General features: G+C 73.5%; 14 protein-coding genes. 6 read left to right on the top strand and 8 right to left on the bottom strand.

Annotated features, from left to right (window positions below; translation table 11 throughout):
• Positions 1 to 35 precede the first annotated feature (35 nt).
• The 4 genes from G7072_RS19150 to G7072_RS19135 are packed head-to-tail and all read right to left on the bottom strand — an operon-like array spanning position 36 to position 4274.
• A complete protein-coding gene (locus G7072_RS19150; protein WP_166089228.1) occupies positions 36 to 845 on the bottom strand; it encodes a carbohydrate ABC transporter permease in 810 nt (269 codons plus the stop codon).
• Positions 842 to 1738, bottom strand: coding sequence for a sugar ABC transporter permease (locus tag G7072_RS19145; protein WP_166089226.1), 897 nt, complete (start codon positions 1736 to 1738; stop codon positions 842 to 844). Before G7072_RS19145 ends, G7072_RS19150 begins: the two co-directional genes overlap by 4 nt.
• On the bottom strand, positions 1735 to 3114 hold the full coding sequence (locus tag G7072_RS19140; RefSeq protein ID WP_166089223.1) for an extracellular solute-binding protein: 1380 nt from the start codon (positions 3112 to 3114) through the stop codon (positions 1735 to 1737). The genes G7072_RS19145 and G7072_RS19140 overlap by 4 nt, the downstream gene beginning before the upstream one ends.
• Positions 3111 to 4274: a PfkB family carbohydrate kinase gene (locus G7072_RS19135; protein ID WP_166089220.1), complete on the bottom strand. Its 1164-nt coding sequence runs from the start codon at positions 4272 to 4274 to the stop codon at positions 3111 to 3113. The genes G7072_RS19140 and G7072_RS19135 overlap by 4 nt, the downstream gene beginning before the upstream one ends.
• Positions 4275 to 4430: 156 nt before the next feature.
• Between G7072_RS19135 and G7072_RS19130 the strand changes: the two genes are divergently transcribed.
• Positions 4431 to 5198, top strand: coding sequence for a DeoR/GlpR family DNA-binding transcription regulator (locus G7072_RS19130; RefSeq protein WP_166089218.1), 768 nt, complete (start codon positions 4431 to 4433; stop codon positions 5196 to 5198).
• A complete protein-coding gene (locus G7072_RS19125) occupies positions 5195 to 6595 on the top strand; it encodes a 6-phospho-beta-glucosidase (RefSeq protein ID WP_206063218.1) in 1401 nt (466 codons plus the stop codon). Before G7072_RS19130 ends, G7072_RS19125 begins: the two co-directional genes overlap by 4 nt.
• A gap of 346 nt (positions 6596 to 6941) precedes the next feature.
• Here G7072_RS19125 and G7072_RS19120 read toward each other — a convergent pair whose 3' ends face one another.
• A complete protein-coding gene (locus tag G7072_RS19120; protein ID WP_166089216.1) occupies positions 6942 to 8288 on the bottom strand; it encodes a dipeptidase in 1347 nt (448 codons plus the stop codon).
• A gap of 9 nt (positions 8289 to 8297) precedes the next feature.
• Positions 8298 to 8690, bottom strand: coding sequence for a sterol carrier family protein (locus G7072_RS19115; protein ID WP_240917059.1), 393 nt, complete (start codon positions 8688 to 8690; stop codon positions 8298 to 8300).
• A gap of 58 nt (positions 8691 to 8748) precedes the next feature.
• Between G7072_RS19115 and G7072_RS19110 the strand changes: the two genes are divergently transcribed.
• From G7072_RS19110 to G7072_RS19100, 3 genes are all read left to right on the top strand, one after another.
• Complete coding sequence (locus G7072_RS19110; RefSeq protein WP_166089212.1) at positions 8749 to 9795, top strand: hypothetical protein; 1047 nt, start codon at positions 8749 to 8751, stop codon at positions 9793 to 9795.
• A gap of 110 nt (positions 9796 to 9905) precedes the next feature.
• Positions 9906 to 11390, top strand: coding sequence for a glycoside hydrolase domain-containing protein (locus tag G7072_RS19105; RefSeq protein ID WP_166089210.1), 1485 nt, complete (start codon positions 9906 to 9908; stop codon positions 11388 to 11390).
• Positions 11391 to 11512: 122 nt separating this feature from the next.
• Positions 11513 to 12844 (top strand): glycoside hydrolase domain-containing protein, encoded by a 1332-nt coding sequence (locus tag G7072_RS19100; RefSeq protein WP_166089207.1) that lies wholly within the window; start codon positions 11513 to 11515, stop codon positions 12842 to 12844.
• A gap of 45 nt (positions 12845 to 12889) precedes the next feature.
• On the opposite strand, the gene purL is transcribed toward G7072_RS19100, so the two are convergent.
• Together purL and G7072_RS19090 are read right to left on the bottom strand one after the other, a co-directional pair.
• Positions 12890 to 15232, bottom strand: a complete 2343-nt coding sequence (gene purL, locus G7072_RS19095) for a phosphoribosylformylglycinamidine synthase subunit PurL (protein WP_166089205.1) — start codon at positions 15230 to 15232, stop codon at positions 12890 to 12892.
• Positions 15233 to 15278: 46 nt separating this feature from the next.
• Complete coding sequence (locus tag G7072_RS19090; RefSeq protein ID WP_166089203.1) at positions 15279 to 16649, bottom strand: TrpB-like pyridoxal phosphate-dependent enzyme; 1371 nt, start codon at positions 16647 to 16649, stop codon at positions 15279 to 15281.
• Positions 16650 to 16810: 161 nt separating this feature from the next.
• On the opposite strand from G7072_RS19090, the gene G7072_RS19085 reads away from it, so the two are divergent.
• Positions 16811 to 17851 (top strand): PQQ-dependent sugar dehydrogenase, encoded by a 1041-nt coding sequence (locus G7072_RS19085; RefSeq protein ID WP_166089201.1) that lies wholly within the window; start codon positions 16811 to 16813, stop codon positions 17849 to 17851.
• Positions 17852 to 17864: the final 13 nt, after the last annotated feature.

Genomic DNA, 17864 nt, shown 5'->3' with positions numbered 1-17864 from the left:
TTCTCCTTCGGTGGGGCGGTGGTGGGGCAGGAGGGTCAGCCCTTCGTGGCGCCGTCGACCATGCCGCGGATGAAGTGACGCTGCGCGAACAGGTAGAAGACGACGACCGGGAAGGCGACCATGACGGCACCGGCGGCGAGCAGGGACGTGCCGGCGGTGTACTGGCCCTGGAACAGGGCGAGACCGAGGGGCGCGGTGAGCAGGTCGCCGCTGGGGATGACGACCAGCGGGAGCAGGAACTCGTTCCACGTCCACATGAAGAACAGCACCATCATCGTGGTGACGGCGGGGCGGCCCATCGGCAGCAGGATCGACCAGAAGATCCGCAGGTGACCGGCACCGTCGAGCCGGGCGGCCTCGACCACCTCGCGCGAGGTGCTGCGGAAGTAGGCGCGCATCCAGAAGGTGCCGAAGGCCAGCGACTGCGCGATCTGCGGCAGCACCAGCGCGGTGTAGGTGTCCAGCAGGTCGACGCTGCGGAGCTGGAAGTAGAGCGGGATGACGACCGCCTCGCTCGGCACCATGAGCCCGAGCAGCAGCAGGTAGAACAGCACCGAGGAGCCGCGGAACTGCATCGTGCCGAAGGCGTAGCCGGCCAGCGACGACAGCAGCGTGGCGCCCAGCACGACGCACACCGTGACGATCACGCTGGTGCGCAGGTAGCTGCCGAACTGGCCCTCGTCCCACGCCTCGGCGAAGTTGCCCAGGTCGACCCCGACGTCGGCGCCGATGGCGTCGGGCTGCACGGCCTTCACCAGGATCAGGCCGATCGGGTAGAGCGCGAACAGGGCGGCCAGCACCAGCACGGCGTACGTCGTGGTGCGCTCGAGGCTCGACGTCCTCACGCGGGCTCACCGTCCCCGGCGATGCGGTTGACCAGCCAGGTGGCCAGCAGGATGAGGGCGGTGAGGACGAGGGCGACCGTGATGCCGGTGCCGACGTCGCCCTCCTGGATGGCCCGGTCGTAGACCTCGTAGGACGGCACCCGGCTGGCGTTGCCCGGGCCGCCGGCCGTCATGACGTAGACGAGGTCGAAGGTGCGCAGCGCCGCCACCATGGTCAGGGTCAGCGCCACCGCCAGCTCCCCGCGCACCGCCGGCAGGCTGATCGAGCGCAGCTCGGTCCAGAAGCCGGCGCCGTCGAGACGCGCCGCCTCGTAGAGCTCGCGGCCGACCTTGGCGAGCCCGGCCAGGAACAGCACCGTGCACAGGCCCGTGCCGACCCAGGTGCCGACCAGGCCGATCGCGACCAGCACCCAGTCGGCGTCGCCGAGCCAGCCGCGGGCGAAGCCGTCGAGGCCGACGAGCCGCAGCGCGTCGTTCAACGGCCCGGTGGGGGCGTAGATCTGGCGCCACACGACGGCCACCACCGTGAGGGCGACCACCTGGGGCAGGAAGATCACGGTGCGGAAGAAGCCGGCGCCCCGCACCCGCGAGCGGGTCATGAGCGCCGCCAGCACCAGCCCGAGCGTCACCGGCACGAGGCTGAAGAAGACGACGAGCACGAGGGCGTGCAGGAACGGCGCCCGCAGCTCGGGGTCGGTCAGGACCGCGACGTAGTTGTCCAGGCCGACCCAGGTGCCGAGCCCCAGGCCGTCCCACTCGAAGAACGACAGCTGCACGGCGTACGCCAGGGGGGCGAGCAGGAAGAGGCCGAAGACCAGCAGCGCCGGCGCGACGTACGCGTAGGCGACCAGGCGCGGCTCTCCCGGCGCGCGGCTCCCCCGGCGGCGCGTCACTGGCCCGAGACGAAGGAGCTGTACTCGTCCTCGAGCGTGCTGAGGAACTCGTCGGGAGCGACCGAGCCGGCGCCGAGCTCCTGGACCTGCGCGGTGATGAGGTCGTAGAAGTCCGGGGTGGCGTAGTCGAGGTAGGGCACGATGGCGTCGTCCTCGCCCGCGGTGGTCCAGGCGTCGAGGATCTCGGCGGCCAGGCCCTCGGCCTGGGCCGCGTCGCCGCCGACGACCGGCAGGTTGCCGGCCTCCTGGATCATCTGCATCGCCTCGTCGCTGGTGATGAAGTCGATGTACGCCGCGGCGACGTCGGCGTCGTCCGAGGCCTCGGTGATCGAGAAGGGCAGCCCGGTGCCGCCGGTCACGGCCTGCTCGCCGGACTCGCCGACCGGGGGCAGCACGAAGCCGACGTCCTCACCCATCGCCTCGTCGAGGTCGGCCTGCAGCCAGGTGCCCGCGACCAGGAAGACGCCGTTGCCCTGCGCGAAGTCCTGCCACGCCGGGTCGTAGCCGACGCCGTTGAAGTCGGGGGTGAAGTAGCCGGCGTCGACCCACTCGGTGAAGGTCTCGGCCGCCTGCACGTTCTCCTCCGAGGTCCAGCTCGCGCCCTCGCGGCCGAAGCCCAGGTTGCGGATGTCGTCGCGCGGCACGAACTGGTTGTGCACGAAGCCGAAGTCGTGGATGCCCGGCCAGCCGTCGAGGTTGCCGAACTGGATCGGCAGCTCGTCGGCGTCGGCGGCCGCGGCGAGGGCCGCCTCGAAGTCGGCGGTCGTCTCCGGCACCTCGAGCCCGAGCTCGGTGAGCTTGGCCTTGTTGTAGAAGACGCCGACGAGCTCGCCGACCTGGGCCAGGCCGTAGAGGCTGCCCTCGCCGAAGGTGGCGCCGTCGTCGGTGTAGCTGGCCAGCGAGCGCACCGACTCGGGGAAGCGCTCGGTCCAGCCGTAGGCCTCGGCGTAGCCGTCGAGGGACTGCAGCAGGCCGTTCTCGACGAAGGCACCCATGTCGGTGCGGCCGTTGTTGGCCTGCACCACGTCGGGGGCGTCGTCGGAGGTGATGGCGTTGCGCAGCGTGCGCTGGAGGTCGGTGAAGGACCTCTTGGTGCGGTCGATGGTGACGTTGGGGTACTTCTCCGTGAACGCCTCGTTGAGCGCCGCGATCTGGGCCGCCTGGCCGCCGCGGACCTCCTGGTCCCAGACCGTGAGCGTCACGTCGCCGAGCTCGCTGATGTCGGTGGTGACGTCCTCCGACTTCGTCTCGGTGCCGCTGCCGCCCTCCTCGCCCGGGGCGCAGGCCACGGTCGTGGCCAGCAGGGCTGCGGCGGCCAGACCGGCCCCCAGGGTGCGGTGGAGGTGGGGCTGGGTGCTCCGACGGGTGCGGGTCATGGGTTCTCCTGGGGCGAGGCGGGCTTGGCGGTGGACAGGGGGTGGGCGGTGCTGTGGTGGGCCGGGCGGGGGCCGTGGCGCGAGTGGTCGTGGGTGCCGCTGTCGAAGCCGATGGTGGGCACGGCGCGGGCGAACATCCGGTGCTCCACGCCGGCCAGGACCTCCTCCAGGAAGCCGTAGTCGCGGGCCAGCCGGCTCGTCGGGTCGAGGTCGGTGAACCAGTCGCACACGTCGCCCCAGCCCGGCGCGGCGAGCGCGCCGCCGACGTCGCGCACCGACAGCGCCGCGGCGAGGTTGGCGAAGCGGATCCGCTGCAGCAACGGCCAGTCGCGCAGCGTGCCGGCCATGAGGGCGGCCAGGAAGACGTCCCCGGCCCCGGTCGGGTCGACGGCCGGCACCCGCAGGCCGGGGACCCACACGGTCTCGCCGGTGGTCTCGTCGGCCGCGTAGGCGCCGCCGCTGCCGGCGGTCACCACGGCCAGCGGCACCCAGTCACGGATGACCTCCAACGCCGCGCCGGGGTGGTCCTTGCCGGTGTAGGCCATCGCCTCCGCGGCGTTGGGCACGAAGGCGTGGCACCCGCTCAGGCGCTCCCGGAGGCCGTCGGCGTCCCAGGCCCCCGTGTCGTCCCAGCCGACGTCGGCGAAGACCCGCGAGCCCCGCGCCACGGCGTCGTCGACCCACGGCGCCCGGGTGGTCCCGACGTCGGCGAAGCAGACCTGGGCCTGCGGCACCCGGCCGAAGAGCAGGTCGGGGTCGAGCGGCGGCTCGTGCGCGTGGGTGATCATCGCCCGGTCGTCGTCGTAGGCCAGGGACACCGTGACCGGGGAGTGCCAGCCCTCGATGCGCCGCGACGCCGAGAGGTCGACACCTTCGTCCTCCTCGAGCGTCGACCAGCAGAAGTCGCCGTACACGTCGGAGCCGAAGGCGGCGACGAGACCGGTGGCGACGCCGAGCCGGCTCGCGGCCACTGCGAGGGTCGCCGCGCCGCCGGGGCTCGAGCCCATGCCGTCGGCCATGATCTCGCGGCCGCCGACCGGGGCCGCACGCAGTCCGGTGAGGATGAGGTCGAGGAACACGGTGCCGGTCACGACGAGGTCCAGCGGGCGCGCGGAGGTGTCGGGACCGACAGGGCCGTCGGGGCCGTCGGGGTCGGACATCGGCGCACCTCCTTGCGCGGCAGTGTTGCCCAGGTGCTCATTTGTGCGCAAGGACCCACGCACGAAAATCCAGATCGTTACCTCTGGGGCGTTCGTGCCGCCGGCAGCCCGGCCCAGTGATCACTTCTGCGCACTTCTGGCTGCTACCGTGAGCGCATGCTCGCCCGGCGTCGCCACGACCGCATCCTGGAGCGGCTCCGCACGGGCGGGCCCGCCGAGGTCGGCGAGCTGACCCGCGAGCTCGGGGTCAGCGGCGCCACGGTGCGGCGCGACCTGTCCTACCTCGAGTCCGAGGGCATGCTGCGCCGGGTCCACGGAGGGGCCGCTCCGCTGGGGACCGCCGAGCCGCCCTTCGACGTGGTCGCCGGCGACCACGAGGACGCCAAGCACCGCGTCGCGACCGTCGCGGCCGGCCTGGTGCGCGACGGCGACGTGCTGCTCATCGACATCGGCACGACCACCCGGCACCTCGCTCGGGCGCTGCGCGGGCGGGAGGTCACCGTCATCACCTCGAGCCTCCCGGTCTACGAGGAGCTCGCCGAGGACGAGGCGGTGGAGCTCATCGTGCTGGGCGGGGTGGTGCGTCGCAACTACCGCTCGCTCGTCGGCTTCCTCACCGAGCAGGCGATCCGCCAGGTGCACGCCGACGTGCTGTTCCTGGGCACCAGCGGTGTGCGCCGCGACGGCAGCGTGCTCGACACCACGGCCGTCGAGGTCCCGGTCAAGCGGGCCATGCTCGAGGCGGCCGAGCGCACCGTGCTGGTCGCCGACGCCAGCAAGTTCCCCGGACGCGGCATCGCACGCGTCTGCGGACCCACGGACCTGGCCGCGGTCGTGACCGAGCCCGGCTCGGACCCCGAGACCCTCGCCTGCCTGGCCGACTCCGGCGTCGAGATCATCACGAGCCTGGAAGGACCGGCATGAGACTGACCATCCTGGGCGGCGGAGGCTTCCGCGTGCCGCTGGTCCACCGCGCCCTGCTCCACGACGAGGGTCCGGGTCGGGTCACCGACCTGGTGCTGCACGACCTCGACCCCGGACGCTTGCGCACCATCGGTCGGGTGCTGGAGGACGCGACCGCCGCCCACGGCGGCGGCGGGCCTCGCGTGCACCTGGAGACCGACCTCGAGACGGCGGTGCGCGGGGCCGACTTCGTCTTCTCCGCCATCCGGGTGGGCGGGCTCGCCGGACGGGTGTGCGACGAGCGCTCGGCCCTCGACCTCGGGGTGCTCGGGCAGGAGACCACCGGCGCCGGGGGCATCACCTACGGCCTGCGCACGGTCCCGGTGGCGATGCACGTCGCCGAGACGGTGCGGCGGGTGGCGCCCGAGGCCCACGTCATCAACTTCACCAACCCGGCGGGCATGGTGACCGAGGCGATGTCACGCGTGCTGGGCGACCGCGTGGTGGGGATCTGCGACTCCCCCGTCGGCATGTTCAAGCGGGTGGCCCGGGCGCTCGGGGTCGACCCGGCGACGGCCACCTTCGACTACGCCGGGCTCAACCACCTCGGCTGGCTGCGCCGGGTCGTCGTCGACGGCACCGACCGGCTGCCCGGCCTGCTCGCCGACCGCGCCGCTCTGCTGGGCACCGAGGAGGGACGGCTGTTCGGCCCCGACTGGCTGGCCACGCTCGGCACGGTGCCCAACGAGTACCTCTGGTACTGGTACTACCGCACCGACGCGGTGGCCGCCGAGCAGAAGGCCGGCCGCACCCGCGGCGAGGTGCTGCTCGAGCAGCAGCAGGAGTTCTGGGGAGCGGCCGGGGCAGGCAGTCCTGGCGGCGGTCCGGGCGGCGGTACGGGCGGCGAGCGTTTCGGACCGGGCGAGGCGTTCGACGCCTGGGAGCGGGCGCGGATGGCGCGCGAGGCGACGTACATGGCGGAGAGCCGGGAGGCGACCGGGTCCGGCGAGCGCGACCAGGAGGACCTCGACGGCGGCGGCTACGACCGCGTCGCGCTGCAGCTGATGCGCGCGATCGCGCGCGACGAGGCGACGACGCTCGTGCTGAACGTGCCGAACCGGGGGACGCTGCCCGGCCTCGACGCCGACGCGGTCGTCGAGGTGCCGTGCTCGGTCGACGCGCGCGGCTGGCGCCCCCACCCGGTGGATCCGCTCGACCCGCACGCCCTCGGCCTGGTGACGACCGTGAAGGCGGTCGAGCGCACGACCGTCGAGGCAGCGCTGTCCGGCTCCCGCGCCACCGCGACCCGGGCGCTGGCCCTGCACCCGCTCGTCGGCTCGGTCACCGTCGCCCGCGGCATCCTCGACACCCAGCTCGCCACCCTCCCCGAGCTCCGCTCCGTCCTCACCTCCCCCTGACCCTCGCCTCACTTCCCCCGCGAAGCGTCGTCCGTGTACGCGCGAAGCGTCGCTCCTGTACGCGCGAAAGGTCACGTGTGTACGCGCGAAGCGTTGCTCCTGTACGCGCGAAAGGTCACGTGTGTACGCGCGAGACGTCGCGCGTGTACCGCACGGAGCGGCCGTACGCGTTGGCGCGGTCCAGCGCCACCCGAGCTGTGGCACCGGCGCAGTCTGACGGCGTACATGACCGCCCTCTCGCCCGTTCACCAGTGACGCTTCGCGCGTACAGGAGCGACGCTTCGCGCGTACAGGAGTGACGCTTCGCGCGTACAGGAGTGACGTTTCGCGGGGGTGGGGTGGGGGGTCAGGAGGTGGGCGAGGTGGCGTGGGGGGCAAGGTGGTGCAGCAGGAGAGTCTCGGCCAGGCAGACCCGGGCGAACTCGGCGAGGTGGAGGCCCTCGTCGGCGCCGTGGGCGCGGGTGTCGGGGTCCTCGACGCCGGTGACGAGCACGCTGGCCTGCGGGAACGCCTCGAGGAACTCGGCGATGAAGGGGATCGACCCGCCGACGCCGATGTCGACCGGCTCGGTGCCGTCCCACGCCTCGGTGAAGGCCCTCCGGGCCACGTCGTACGTCGACCCGCTCGCGTCGAGCGCGATGGCCTCGCCACCGTCGTTGAAGGTGACCGTGACCTCGGCGCCCCACGGAGCGTGCTGCTCCAGGTGGCGCGACAGGGCGGCGAAGGCCGACGTCGAGGTGTCCCCCGGCGCGATCCGCATCGAGATCATGGCCCGTGAGGTCGCCGCCAGCGTGTTGGAGGCGCCCTGGACGCGCGGGGCGTCGAGACCCGTGACCGTCAGCGACGGCTGGGTCCACAGCCGCGACACCGCCGTGCCGGAGCCGATCCAGTGCACCCCGGCGGTCGCGCCCGACTCGGCGCGCAGGCGCTCCTCCGGGTAGTCGAGCTCGCTCGCGGGGCCGCTGACGAGGCCCTCGACGGCGACCGACCCGTCGTCGGCGTGCAGCGACGCCAGCAGCCGGTTCATCGCCATGAGGGCGTCGGGCACGAGCCCGCCCCACATGCCGGAGTGGACCCCGTGCGTCAGGGTGCGCACCTCGACCGTGGCGCGCACGAGCCCGCGCAGGCTGGTGGTCAGCGCGGGCACGCCGATGTCCCAGTTGGTGGAGTCGGCGATGACGATGACGTCGGCCCGCAGCCGCTCGGCGTACGCCTCGAGGAAGGCGCCCAGCGTCGGTGAGCCGATCTCCTCCTCGCCCTCGACGAGGACGGTGACGCCGACGGCGCAGTCGTCGCCCAGCGCCCGCAGCGCCGCGAGGTGGGCGGCGATGCCCGCCTTGTCGTCGGCGGCGCCGCGGCCGTAGAGCCGCTCGCCCCGCTCGGTCGGCTCGAAGGGGTCGCTGGCCCAGTCCTCGGCCGCGACCGGCTGCACGTCGTGGTGGGCGTAGAGCAGCACGGTCGGCGCCCCCTCCGGCGCGGGCCGGGTGGCGATCACGGCCGGCGCCCCGCCCTCGACGGCGACGATGTCGACCTCGAGCCCCTCGGCGCGGAAGAGCTCGGCGGTCGCCTCGGCGGAGCGGCGTACGTCGTCGGCGTGCTCGTCGAGCGCGCTGACCGAGGGGATGCGCACGAGGTCCTCGAGGTCGGCGCGGACGGTGGGCAGGACGTCGGTGACTCGCTGGCGCAGATCCATGCCGCCAGCCTAGGAGCCGCTCGTCGACCCCGTCGCCCCGCCCGGGACCAGCGGGAGGTGGGGGGTCAGGTCCGACCGCTCGCCGGACGCCAGCAGCAGCCCGTCGCGCTCCGCCTCGGGCCAGGTCAGCTCGCCGGTGGCGAGGCCGAGCCAGGTCTCCGCGCTCATCTCGACCACCGCCGGCGGCGTACCCCGCTTGTGGGTGGTGCCGCCGATCACCTGGACCGCGGAGTACGGCGGCACCCGCACCTCCACGGCACCGCCGGGGGCGCGCTGCTGGAGGAGGGCGAGGTAGTGCTTGACCAGCAGGCGCAGGTCGGCGGGCGTGGCCTCGGCCGTGCGCAGTCGGTCCGAGGCCTCCGCCACCTGGGACGGGTCGGCGGGGCGGAGTCGGGCGGGCACGCGGCCAGCCTGCCACGAGCCCGTGCCGGCGCGGCGAGGGCGGCCGTAGGGTCGGCCCATGTCCGTCCGGGTCGCCGCCACGCTGGTGCTGGCGGCCGCCCTCGCGGCCGGCGGGTGCACCTCCTCCGGGAGCTCGGACCCCGATGACCCGGGTGCGGGCGCCGCGCGCCAGGGCGAGCGGGCCGACCCGGACGACGCCGCCGCGCCCGGGACACCGGGGTGCGGGCCGCCGCGCACGGTCGCCGGCCGACGCCCGGCGTACGTCGACCGGCCGCTCGAGCGCTTCGCCAACGACCACCACGCCTGCCGGGCCGCCTGGTTGCCGGAGACCGGAAAGTCGTTCGTGCCGCAGGGACTCGTGGTGCGCGGCGAGCGCGCCTGGGTCAGCGGCTACGACGGCGGCGGCCCGGAGGGCACGAAGTACTGCCGCGTCCTCCGGGTCGACCTCGGCGGTCGCGACGGGCCTCGACTGCTCCAGCAGCGCGGCGGGCTGCGCGGCGAGGTCGGCTCCCGCGGCGCGGTCGGGTGCCGTCACGCCGGAGGGCTCGTGCGGGACCGGCACGGGCTGTGGCTGTCGGAGACGCGTCGGCTGTGGCTGCTCGATCCCGCCACGCTCGCGGTCCGGAGGGTCTGGGCCGTCAGGTCACCGCTCCAGGGCGGGTTCCTGGTCCACGACGCCGCGGGTCGGCTCGGGGTCGGCGACTACCGCGACCACGGCCGTCCCCGGCTGTGGTGGTTCTCGGTCGAGACCCTGCTCGGGCCCGGCCTGCTGGACGTGTCGCCGGCCGTCGCCGAGGCGTCCCGCGAGGTGCCGACCAGCAGCCAGGGCGCGGTGCACGGCGACCTCGGCCCGGGCGGCGTACGCACCTGGTTCGTCAGCGCCGACTCGCGCTGCGGCCGCCTCGTCGGCGACGGGCCGCCGCGGGGGCTGGTGCCCGGCGCCGAGGGGGCGAGCCTCGACGGCGGTCGCCTGTGGGTGGTGAGCGAGTCCGCGAGCGAGGTCTACAGCGGGTACGGCGACCGCCCAGTCGTGCCGCACCTGGTCCGGCTCGACGTCGACGACGTGGGCTCGTGGCGTCGTGCGACGTGCTCCCCGTCGGGCTGAGGTCGGCCCCCGCGCCACGCCGAGGGATGTGACGGGTGGGGCTGGTGGGACATGCGCAGCTAGCGTGGCAGCACGTCCTGCCGCCTTCCCCCGGGGGGATCTCGATGCTCGTGCGCCGACCAGCCCTGCCCCGACCAGCCCTGCCCCGACCCGCGTCGCTCGTCTCGTCGCTGACTGCCCTGGTGGTCGCGGTGACCGGCACCCTCGCCCTCGCCGGCGCCCCGAGCGCGGCCGCGACGCGGGCCATGCCCGGCAACTTCACCGGCTACGCGATCGACACCTGCGACGCCCCCTCGCAGCGGGCGATGAACGCCTGGCGCCGCCACTCGAAGTACGCCGGCATCGGCATCTACGTGGCCGGCATGAACCGGGCCTGCTCGAGCCAGCCGAACCTGACGCGTCGCTGGGTGACGACCCAGGCCTCACGCGGCTGGCGCCTGCTCCCGCTCGTGGTCGGGCGTCAGGCGTCCTGCTCGCCCCCGGGCTACTACCGCGGCAAGCGCATCTCGGCGAAGCCGGCGCGCGACTACGCGAAGGCCCGCACCCAGGGCACGGAGTCGGCCCGTGGCGGCGTGCAGGCGGTCCGCCGGCTCGGGATCGGCCGCGGCAGCGTGGTCTGGTTCGACCTCGAGCACTTCGACCTGTCGAACCGTCGCTGCCGCGCCTCCGCGATGGCCTTCACCTCGGCCTGGACCAAGCAGCTGCACCGGCAGGGCTACCGCTCAGGGCTCTACTCCAGCGCCGCCTCCGGCATCCGGATGGTCGACGCCGAGCGCCGCTCGGCCGCCCGCAAGCGTGTGGTCCCCGACTACCTGTGGATCGCCGAGTGGAACCTGCGCGACGACCTGCGCTCGTCGTACATCTCGCGAGCGGGGTGGTGGCCGAACCGGCGCGTCCACCAGTACCGCGGCGGCCACATCGAGCGCCACGGCGGCGTCGCGCTCGCCGTCGACAGCAACGTGCTGCGCACCGGCCAGGGAACGCGTCCGGGCCGACCCGGGCCGGACTGCGGCGTCCGGCTCGGCTTCGCCGACTACGACCGGCTCGAGCGGGGCGACCGCGGCGCCCAGGTGCGCGCCGCCCAGTGCCTGCTGAAGCAGCGCGGGCTGCTGCGTCGCGACCTGAGCGGTTCCTACGGCACGGGGACGACCAAGGCGGCGCGGCGCTTCCAGCGCGACGTCGGACTGCGCGACACCGGCGACGTGACGCGCTCGACGTGGACCGCGCTGCTGGTCCGCGGCGTGTCCGGGGAGAAGAAGCTGGTCAAGGTCGGCACCGGCGGCAACGAGGTACGTCGGGTGCAGCGCGCACTGAACGCCGCCAGCGGCGCAAGCGTCCGGGTGGACGGTGTCTTCGGGCGGGGCGACATGGACGCGGTACGTCAGTACCAGCGCCGCGCCGGCCTTCCCCGGACCGGCGTCGTCAGCGGACCCACCTGGCGGGCGCTGCGCAAGGGCGTCACGGTCGACGGCTGGAGCCGCGGCGGGCGCCGGAGCGCGGGCATGCAGGTGCCGCGGTCGTGGTTGACGGTGCCCTACAGCTCGGGAGCGGCCTCCGCCGACAACGCACGGCCGGGCAGCGACCGGGAGAACTGATCACAGACGCCCGGCGTGTCGCCTTGCAACGCGCCGGTTTCTGAGGCACTTTGCCCGCTTTCATGGGACAGGTGTGACTCCTGGTACCTAGGGTGACTCACGACACCCAGGAGGAACCCCCCATGTCTGCACCGCTGCCGCCGACCCGGCTCGTCGTCCCGTTCGTCACCGGACTGGCCCTGCTGCTCTCGGCGCTCCTGCTGCCGGCCCCGGCCCAGGCCGCCAACCGCGTGACGCCCGGCGACTTCACCGGCTACGGCTTCGACCAGTGCGTCACCCCCACGCAGTCCGCGATGGACGCCTGGCTGCGCAGCTCGCCGTTCTGGGCCGTCGGCATCTACACCTCCGGCGACTCCCGCGGGTGCCGCACCCAGCCGAACCAGACCCCGCAGTGGGTCGAGACCCAGCTGCGCAACGGCTGGCGGCTGCTCCCCATCACCCTCGGGCCGCAGGCCTCGTGCAACCCCAGCTTCCCGCGCTACCGCGACGACGTGCGCATCAACCCGAGCTCGGCGAACAACTACGCCGCGGCGAAGGCCCAGGCCCGCGCCGAGGCGGTCGACGCGGTGGCGGCGGCCAGGCGCCTGGGCATCGGGCCAGGATCGACGCTCTGGTACGACATGGAGGCCTACGACATCTCCATCACCTCGTGCCGCGAGTCGGCCCTGCACTTCACCTCCGCCTGGACCCGCAAGCTGCACCGGCTCGACTACGTCTCCGGGGTCTACTCCAGCGCCGGCTCCGGCCTCAAGGCGATGGACGACGCCCGCGTGCAGCGACCCGACGCCTTCACCGAGCCCGACCAGATCTGGATCGCCCGCTGGGACGGCGTCGCCAACACCTCCACGAGCTACCTGCGCTCCGACGGCTGGATGCCCGGCGGCCGGATGAAGCAGTACCGCGGCGGCCACACCGAGACCTGGGGCAGCGTCACGATCAACATCGACTCCAACTGGCTCGACCTCGGACGCGGCTCGACGGCGCCCGCGGAGCCGGACCACTGCGGCGGCGTACGGCTGAACTTCAGCTCCTACGCGCAGATCGGCTCCGGGGCGACCGGTCCGCTGGTCCGCGCCGCGCAGTGCCTGCTGAAGGGCGAGAACCTCTACAGCGGACCGATGGACGGCGTGCTGGACGGCGAGGTCATGGACGCCGTGCTCGACTGGCGCGCCGCCCACGGGATGCCGTCCGACCGCTGGGTCGGCTCAAGGGTCTGGGTCGGGCTGCACTCCCCCACCACCGCGAAGCTCATCAAGGTCGGCGCCCGGGGGGAGCGCGTGCGCAAGCTGCAGCGCGCGCTCAACGCCGTCTCCGGCGGCAGCGTGTCCGTCACCGGTGTGCTGGACCGTGACACCGCCGCGTCGGTCGCGAGCTACCAGCGCCGCGTGGGCCTGCAGCAGAGCGGCGTCGTCACCCCCGAGACCTGGCAGAAGCTCGGCCGCGGCATCCTCTGACCCCACCCTCAACGATCGCCCACCCCCGCCCCCTCGGCGAAGGGATCAGGCGAGGGCGGCGCGGAGGGTGGGGGTCCAGGAGGCGCGCAGGGTCTCGACCTGCAGGGTGAACAGGGCCCCGTCAGCGGCGGGGGCCGCGTCGGTGGTGGGGTCCGCGGAGGACACCGTGAGGGCGGTGCCGCCGGTGCGACCCACCTCCCGCACCGGTACGCCGAGCCCGTCGCAGCGAGCGGTGAACGCGGCGACCGTGTCGGGCCGGACGGACACGAGGGCCCGGGCCGTCGACTCGGAGAACAGCGCCACGAAGGGGTCCCCGGGCACCGCGACCGTCGCGCCGACGCCGTGGCGCATCACGCACTCGGCGAGGGCCTGCGCCAGGCCGCCGTCGGAGAGGTCATGGGCCGACAGCACTTCGCCGGCCGCACCGGCACCGGCCAGCACCTCGCCCAACCGGCGCTCGGCGTCGAGGTCGACGACCGGCGGGAGGCCACCGAGGTGCCCGTGCACCACGTGCGCCCACTCCGAGCCGGAGAGCTCCTCGCGGGTCTCACCCAGCACCAGCACGACGGCGTCGTCGTCGGAGAACCCGGCCGGCGTCCGCCGCGTCACGTCGTCGATGACGCCGAGGACCGCCACCACCGGAGTCGGCAGGATCGCGGTCGTGCCGGTCTGGTTGTAGAGGCTGACGTTGCCGCCTGTCACCGGGATGCCGAGCTCCTGGCACCCGTCGGCCAGGCCGCGCACGGCCTCGGCGAACTGCCACATGACCTCGGGGTCCTCCGGGGAGCCGAAGTTCAGGCAGTCGCTGACGGCGAGCGGGCGCGCACCCGACACCGCGACGTTGCGGTAGGACTCGGCCAGCGCGAGACGCGCGCCGGTGTAGGGGTCGAGCTTGGCGAAGCGGCCGTTGCAGTCGGTGGCGAGCGCGACGCCGAGGCCGGTCTCCTCGTCGACGCGGACCATGCCGGCGTCCTCCGGCTGCGCGAGCACGGTGTTGCCGAGCACGTAGCGGTCGTACTGGTCGGTGATCCACGACCGGTCGCAGAGGTTGGGGCTGCCCAGCAGTCGCAGCAGCGTCTCGCCCAGCTCCGAGGCCTCCGGACGCGCCAGCTTCTCGGCGCCGTCCGCCTGCAGGTCGTCCTGCCACGACGGCCGGTGGAACGGGCGCTGGTAGACGGGACCGTCGTGCGCCACCGTCCGCGGAGGCACGTCGACGACTATTTCGTCATGCCACAAGATCTCGAGTCGCTCGGTGTCGGTGACCTCTCCGACGACCGTGGCGTCGACCTCCCACTTGGCGCAGATCGCGAGGAAGCGCTCGACCTTGTCGGGCTCCACGACCGCCATCATGCGCTCCTGCGACTCGCTCATGAGGATCTCCTCGGGAGCCAGCGTGGAGTCGCGCAGGGGCACGCGGTCGAGCCAGACCTTCATGCCGCCGTCGCCGGCCGACGCCAGCTCGGAGGTCGCGCACGACAGCCCTGCCCCGCCGAGGTCCTGGATGCCGGCGACGAGCTCCTCGGCGAAGATCTCCAGCGTGCACTCGATGAGCAGCTTCTCCATGAAGGGGTCGCCCACCTGCACGCTCGGCCGCTTCGCCGGACCGCCGCTGCCGCCCCCGTCGGGTCCGGCGTCGAAGGTCTCGCTGGCCAGCACCGAGACGCCACCGATCCCGTCACCGCCGGTGCGCGCGCCGTACAGGATGACGAGGTTGCCGGCGCCGGACGCCTTGGCGAGGTGGATCTCCTCGTGGCGCATCACGCCGACGCAGAGCGCGTTCACGAGGGGGTTGCCGGCGTAGGACGCGTCGAAGACGGCCTCGCCGCCGATGTTGGGCAGTCCGAGGCAGTTGCCGTAGCCGCCGACGCCGGCCACGATCCCCGGCAGCACCCGCCGGGTGTCGGCGGCCTCGAGCGGGCCGAAGCGCAGCGGGTCCATGACCGCGACCGGCCGCGCCCCCATCGACAGGATGTCGCGGACGATCCCGCCGACCCCGGTCGCCGCTCCCTGGTAGGGCTCGACGTACGACGGGTGGTTGTGCGACTCGATCTTGAAGGTGACGGCGTACCCCTGGCCGATGTCGACGACGCCGGCGTTCTCGCCCATGCCGACCATCAGGTGCTCGCGCATCTGCTCGGTGACCTTCTCGCCGAACTGGCGCAGGTGCACCTTCGACGACTTGTAGGAGCAGTGCTCGCTCCACATCACCGAGTACATCGCCAGCTCGGAGCTCGTCGGGCGCCGCCCGAGGATCTCGCGGATGTTGTCGTACTCGTCCGGCTTCAGCCCGAGCTCGGCCCAGGGCTGCTCGCGATCCGGGTCGGACGACGCCTGGGCGACCGTGTCGAGGGAGCTCGCGGGTCCGGGGGATCCTGGGGGTGCAACCACGGGCGTCAATCTATCGGCCCCCGGCACCGCCGCCGACCGCCGCCCGTCAGCCGATCACGGGGACCGACGCCATCGCCTCGGCGATGGTGGCGTCGCTGAGCTCGTAGTCGGTCATCCGCCCGGAGAGGTACTGGTCGTACGACGCAAGGTCGAGGTGGCCGTGCCCGCACAGCGCGGTGAGGATGACCTTCTCCTCTCCCGACTCCTTGCACGCCAGGGCCTCACGTACGGCGGCCGCGATCGCGTGCGTCGGCTCGGGTGCCGGCACGATGCCCTCGGTGCGGGCGAACTGCACGGCTCCGGCGAAGCACTCGGTCTGCCCGATGGCGACCGCCTCCACCATCCCCTGGTCGTAGAGGTGCGACACCAGCGGCGCCATGCCGTGGTAGCGCAGACCGCCGGCGTGGATCGGCTCGGGGATGAAGGAGTGGCCCAGGGTGTGCATCTTCATCAGCGGCGTCATCCCGGCGGTGTCGCCGAAGTCGTAGCGGTACTCCCCCTTCGTCAGCGTCGGGCAGGCCGCCGGCTCCACGCAGCGGATGACCGGGTCCATCCGCCCGGCCAGCTTCTCGCGCAGGAACGGGAACGCCAGGCCGCCGAAGTTCGACCCGCCGCCGGTGCAGCCCACCAGCACGTCCGGGGTCTCACCCACCTTGGCCAGCTGCAGCAGCGCCTCCTCGCCGATGATCGTCTGGTGCAGCAGCACGTGGTTGAGCACCGAGCCCAGCGCGTAGCGGGCGTTCGGGTCGGCGACGCACTGCGCCACCGCCTCCGAGATCGCGATGCCCAGCGACCCGGGGTGCTCCGGGTCCTGCGCGAGCAGCCCGCGGCCGAACTCGGTCAGCTCCGAGGGCGAGGAGTGCACCGTGGCGCCCCAGATCTCCATCATGGTGCGGCGGTAGGGCTTGGTCCGGTACGACGCAGCGACCTGCCACACCTCGCACTCCATGCCGTACTGCGCGGTGGCGAAGGCGAGGGCGCTGCCCCACTGCCCGGCGCCGGTCTCGGTGGTGAGCCGGGTGATGCCCTCCTGGTGGTTGTACCAGGCCTGCGGCACCGAGGTGTTCGGCTTGTGGGAGCCGGCCGGGCTGACCCCTTCGTACTTGTAGTAGATGCGCGCCGGGGTGCCGAGCGCCTCCTCGAGGCGGCGGGCGCGGAACAGCGGGCTCGGGCGCCACAGCCGGTAGACGTCGAGCACCCCGCCGGGGATGTCGATGTAGCGTTCGGTGCTGACCTCCTGCTCGATCAGCGCCATCGGGAACAGCGGCGCGAAGTCCTCGGGACCGGCCGGCTGGAGGGTGCCCGGGTGCAGCGCCGGCGGCGGGGACGTGGGGAGATCGGCGACGATGTTGTACCACTGCGTCGGCATCTCCGACTCGTCGAGCAGGATCTTCTTGGGGGTCTCGTGTCCGGCCATGACCGGGACCGTAGCGGGGGCCACCGGCCTCCGGACAGCCCCTGTCCACGGCCACCGCCCGGCGGCGCCCCCGACGGCGCCCCGGCTCGTCGACGCGACCCCGGCCTCCTGTCAGGGCCGAGTGGCACGATGGGGTCCAACCACTCCCGGGGGAGGCCCACGTGCTCGACCGACGCACCCTGCTCACCACGACAGCCGGCGCCGCAGCCGTCACGGCCGCCGGCTCCCTGCTCGGCGCGGCTCCGGCCGTCGCCGCCCCGAGACGCGGAGCCGTGCTCGCCCGCGGCCTCGACATCCCGTGGGGTCTCACCTTCCTGCCCAACGGCGACGCCCTGGTCACCGAGCGCGAGAACGCCCGCGTCAGTCGCGTACGCCGCGGCGGCGGGCTCGTGAGCGTGGGCCGCATCGAGGGCGTGGACCTGAGCGACGACGCCGGCGAGGGCGGGCTGCTCGGCTGCGTCGTCTCGCCGACGTTCCGCGAGGACCGCGAGGTGTTCTTCTACCTCACGACGCCCACCGACAACCGGGTCATCGCGATGCGCTTCGTGGGCGGCGGCCTGCAGGACCGCCGCACGGTCCTGGCCGGCATCCCCCGGGCGCGCACGCACAACGGCGGCCGGCTGGCCTTCGGCCCGGACGGGTTGCTCTACGCGACCACCGGCGACACCCGCGAGCCGTCGACCTCGCAGAACACGTCGTCGCTGGCCGGCAAGATCCTGCGGATGCAGCGCGACGGCTCCCCCGCCGCCGGCAACCCCTTCGGCAACCAGGTGTGGTCCTACGGCCACCGCAACGTCCAGGGCGTCGCCTGGGACGCCGACGGCAGGATGTGGGCCACCGAGTTCGGCGAGCAGCGGACCGATGAGCTCAACCGGATCCGCTCGGGGGGCAACTACGGCTGGCCCGGCACCGAGGGCCGGGGCGGTCCCGCGGGCACGATCGACCCGTTCGTGACCTGGTCGCTCACCGGCACCTGCTCGCCCAGCGGCCTGGCGGTCGCCCGCGGTCGGGCCTGGGTCGGCGCCCTGGCCGGGCAGTCGCTCTACTCCGTGGTGCTCGCGGGCCCCGACGAGGGACGGATCCGCCGCCACTTCCGCGGCGACGTCGGCCGGATCCGCACGGTCGTGACCGCGCCGGACGGCTCGCTGTGGATCACCACCGCCAACGGTGGCAACGACCGGGTCATCCGCGTGCTGCTCTGACCTCGTCGCCTCC

The sequence above is a fragment of the Nocardioides sp. HDW12B genome, assembly GCF_011299595.1.
GTDB lineage: Bacteria > Actinomycetota > Actinomycetes > Propionibacteriales > Nocardioidaceae > Marmoricola_A.
Note: the sequence above shows the minus strand (reverse complement) of the source record. Positions and strands in the feature narration are given on the sequence as shown.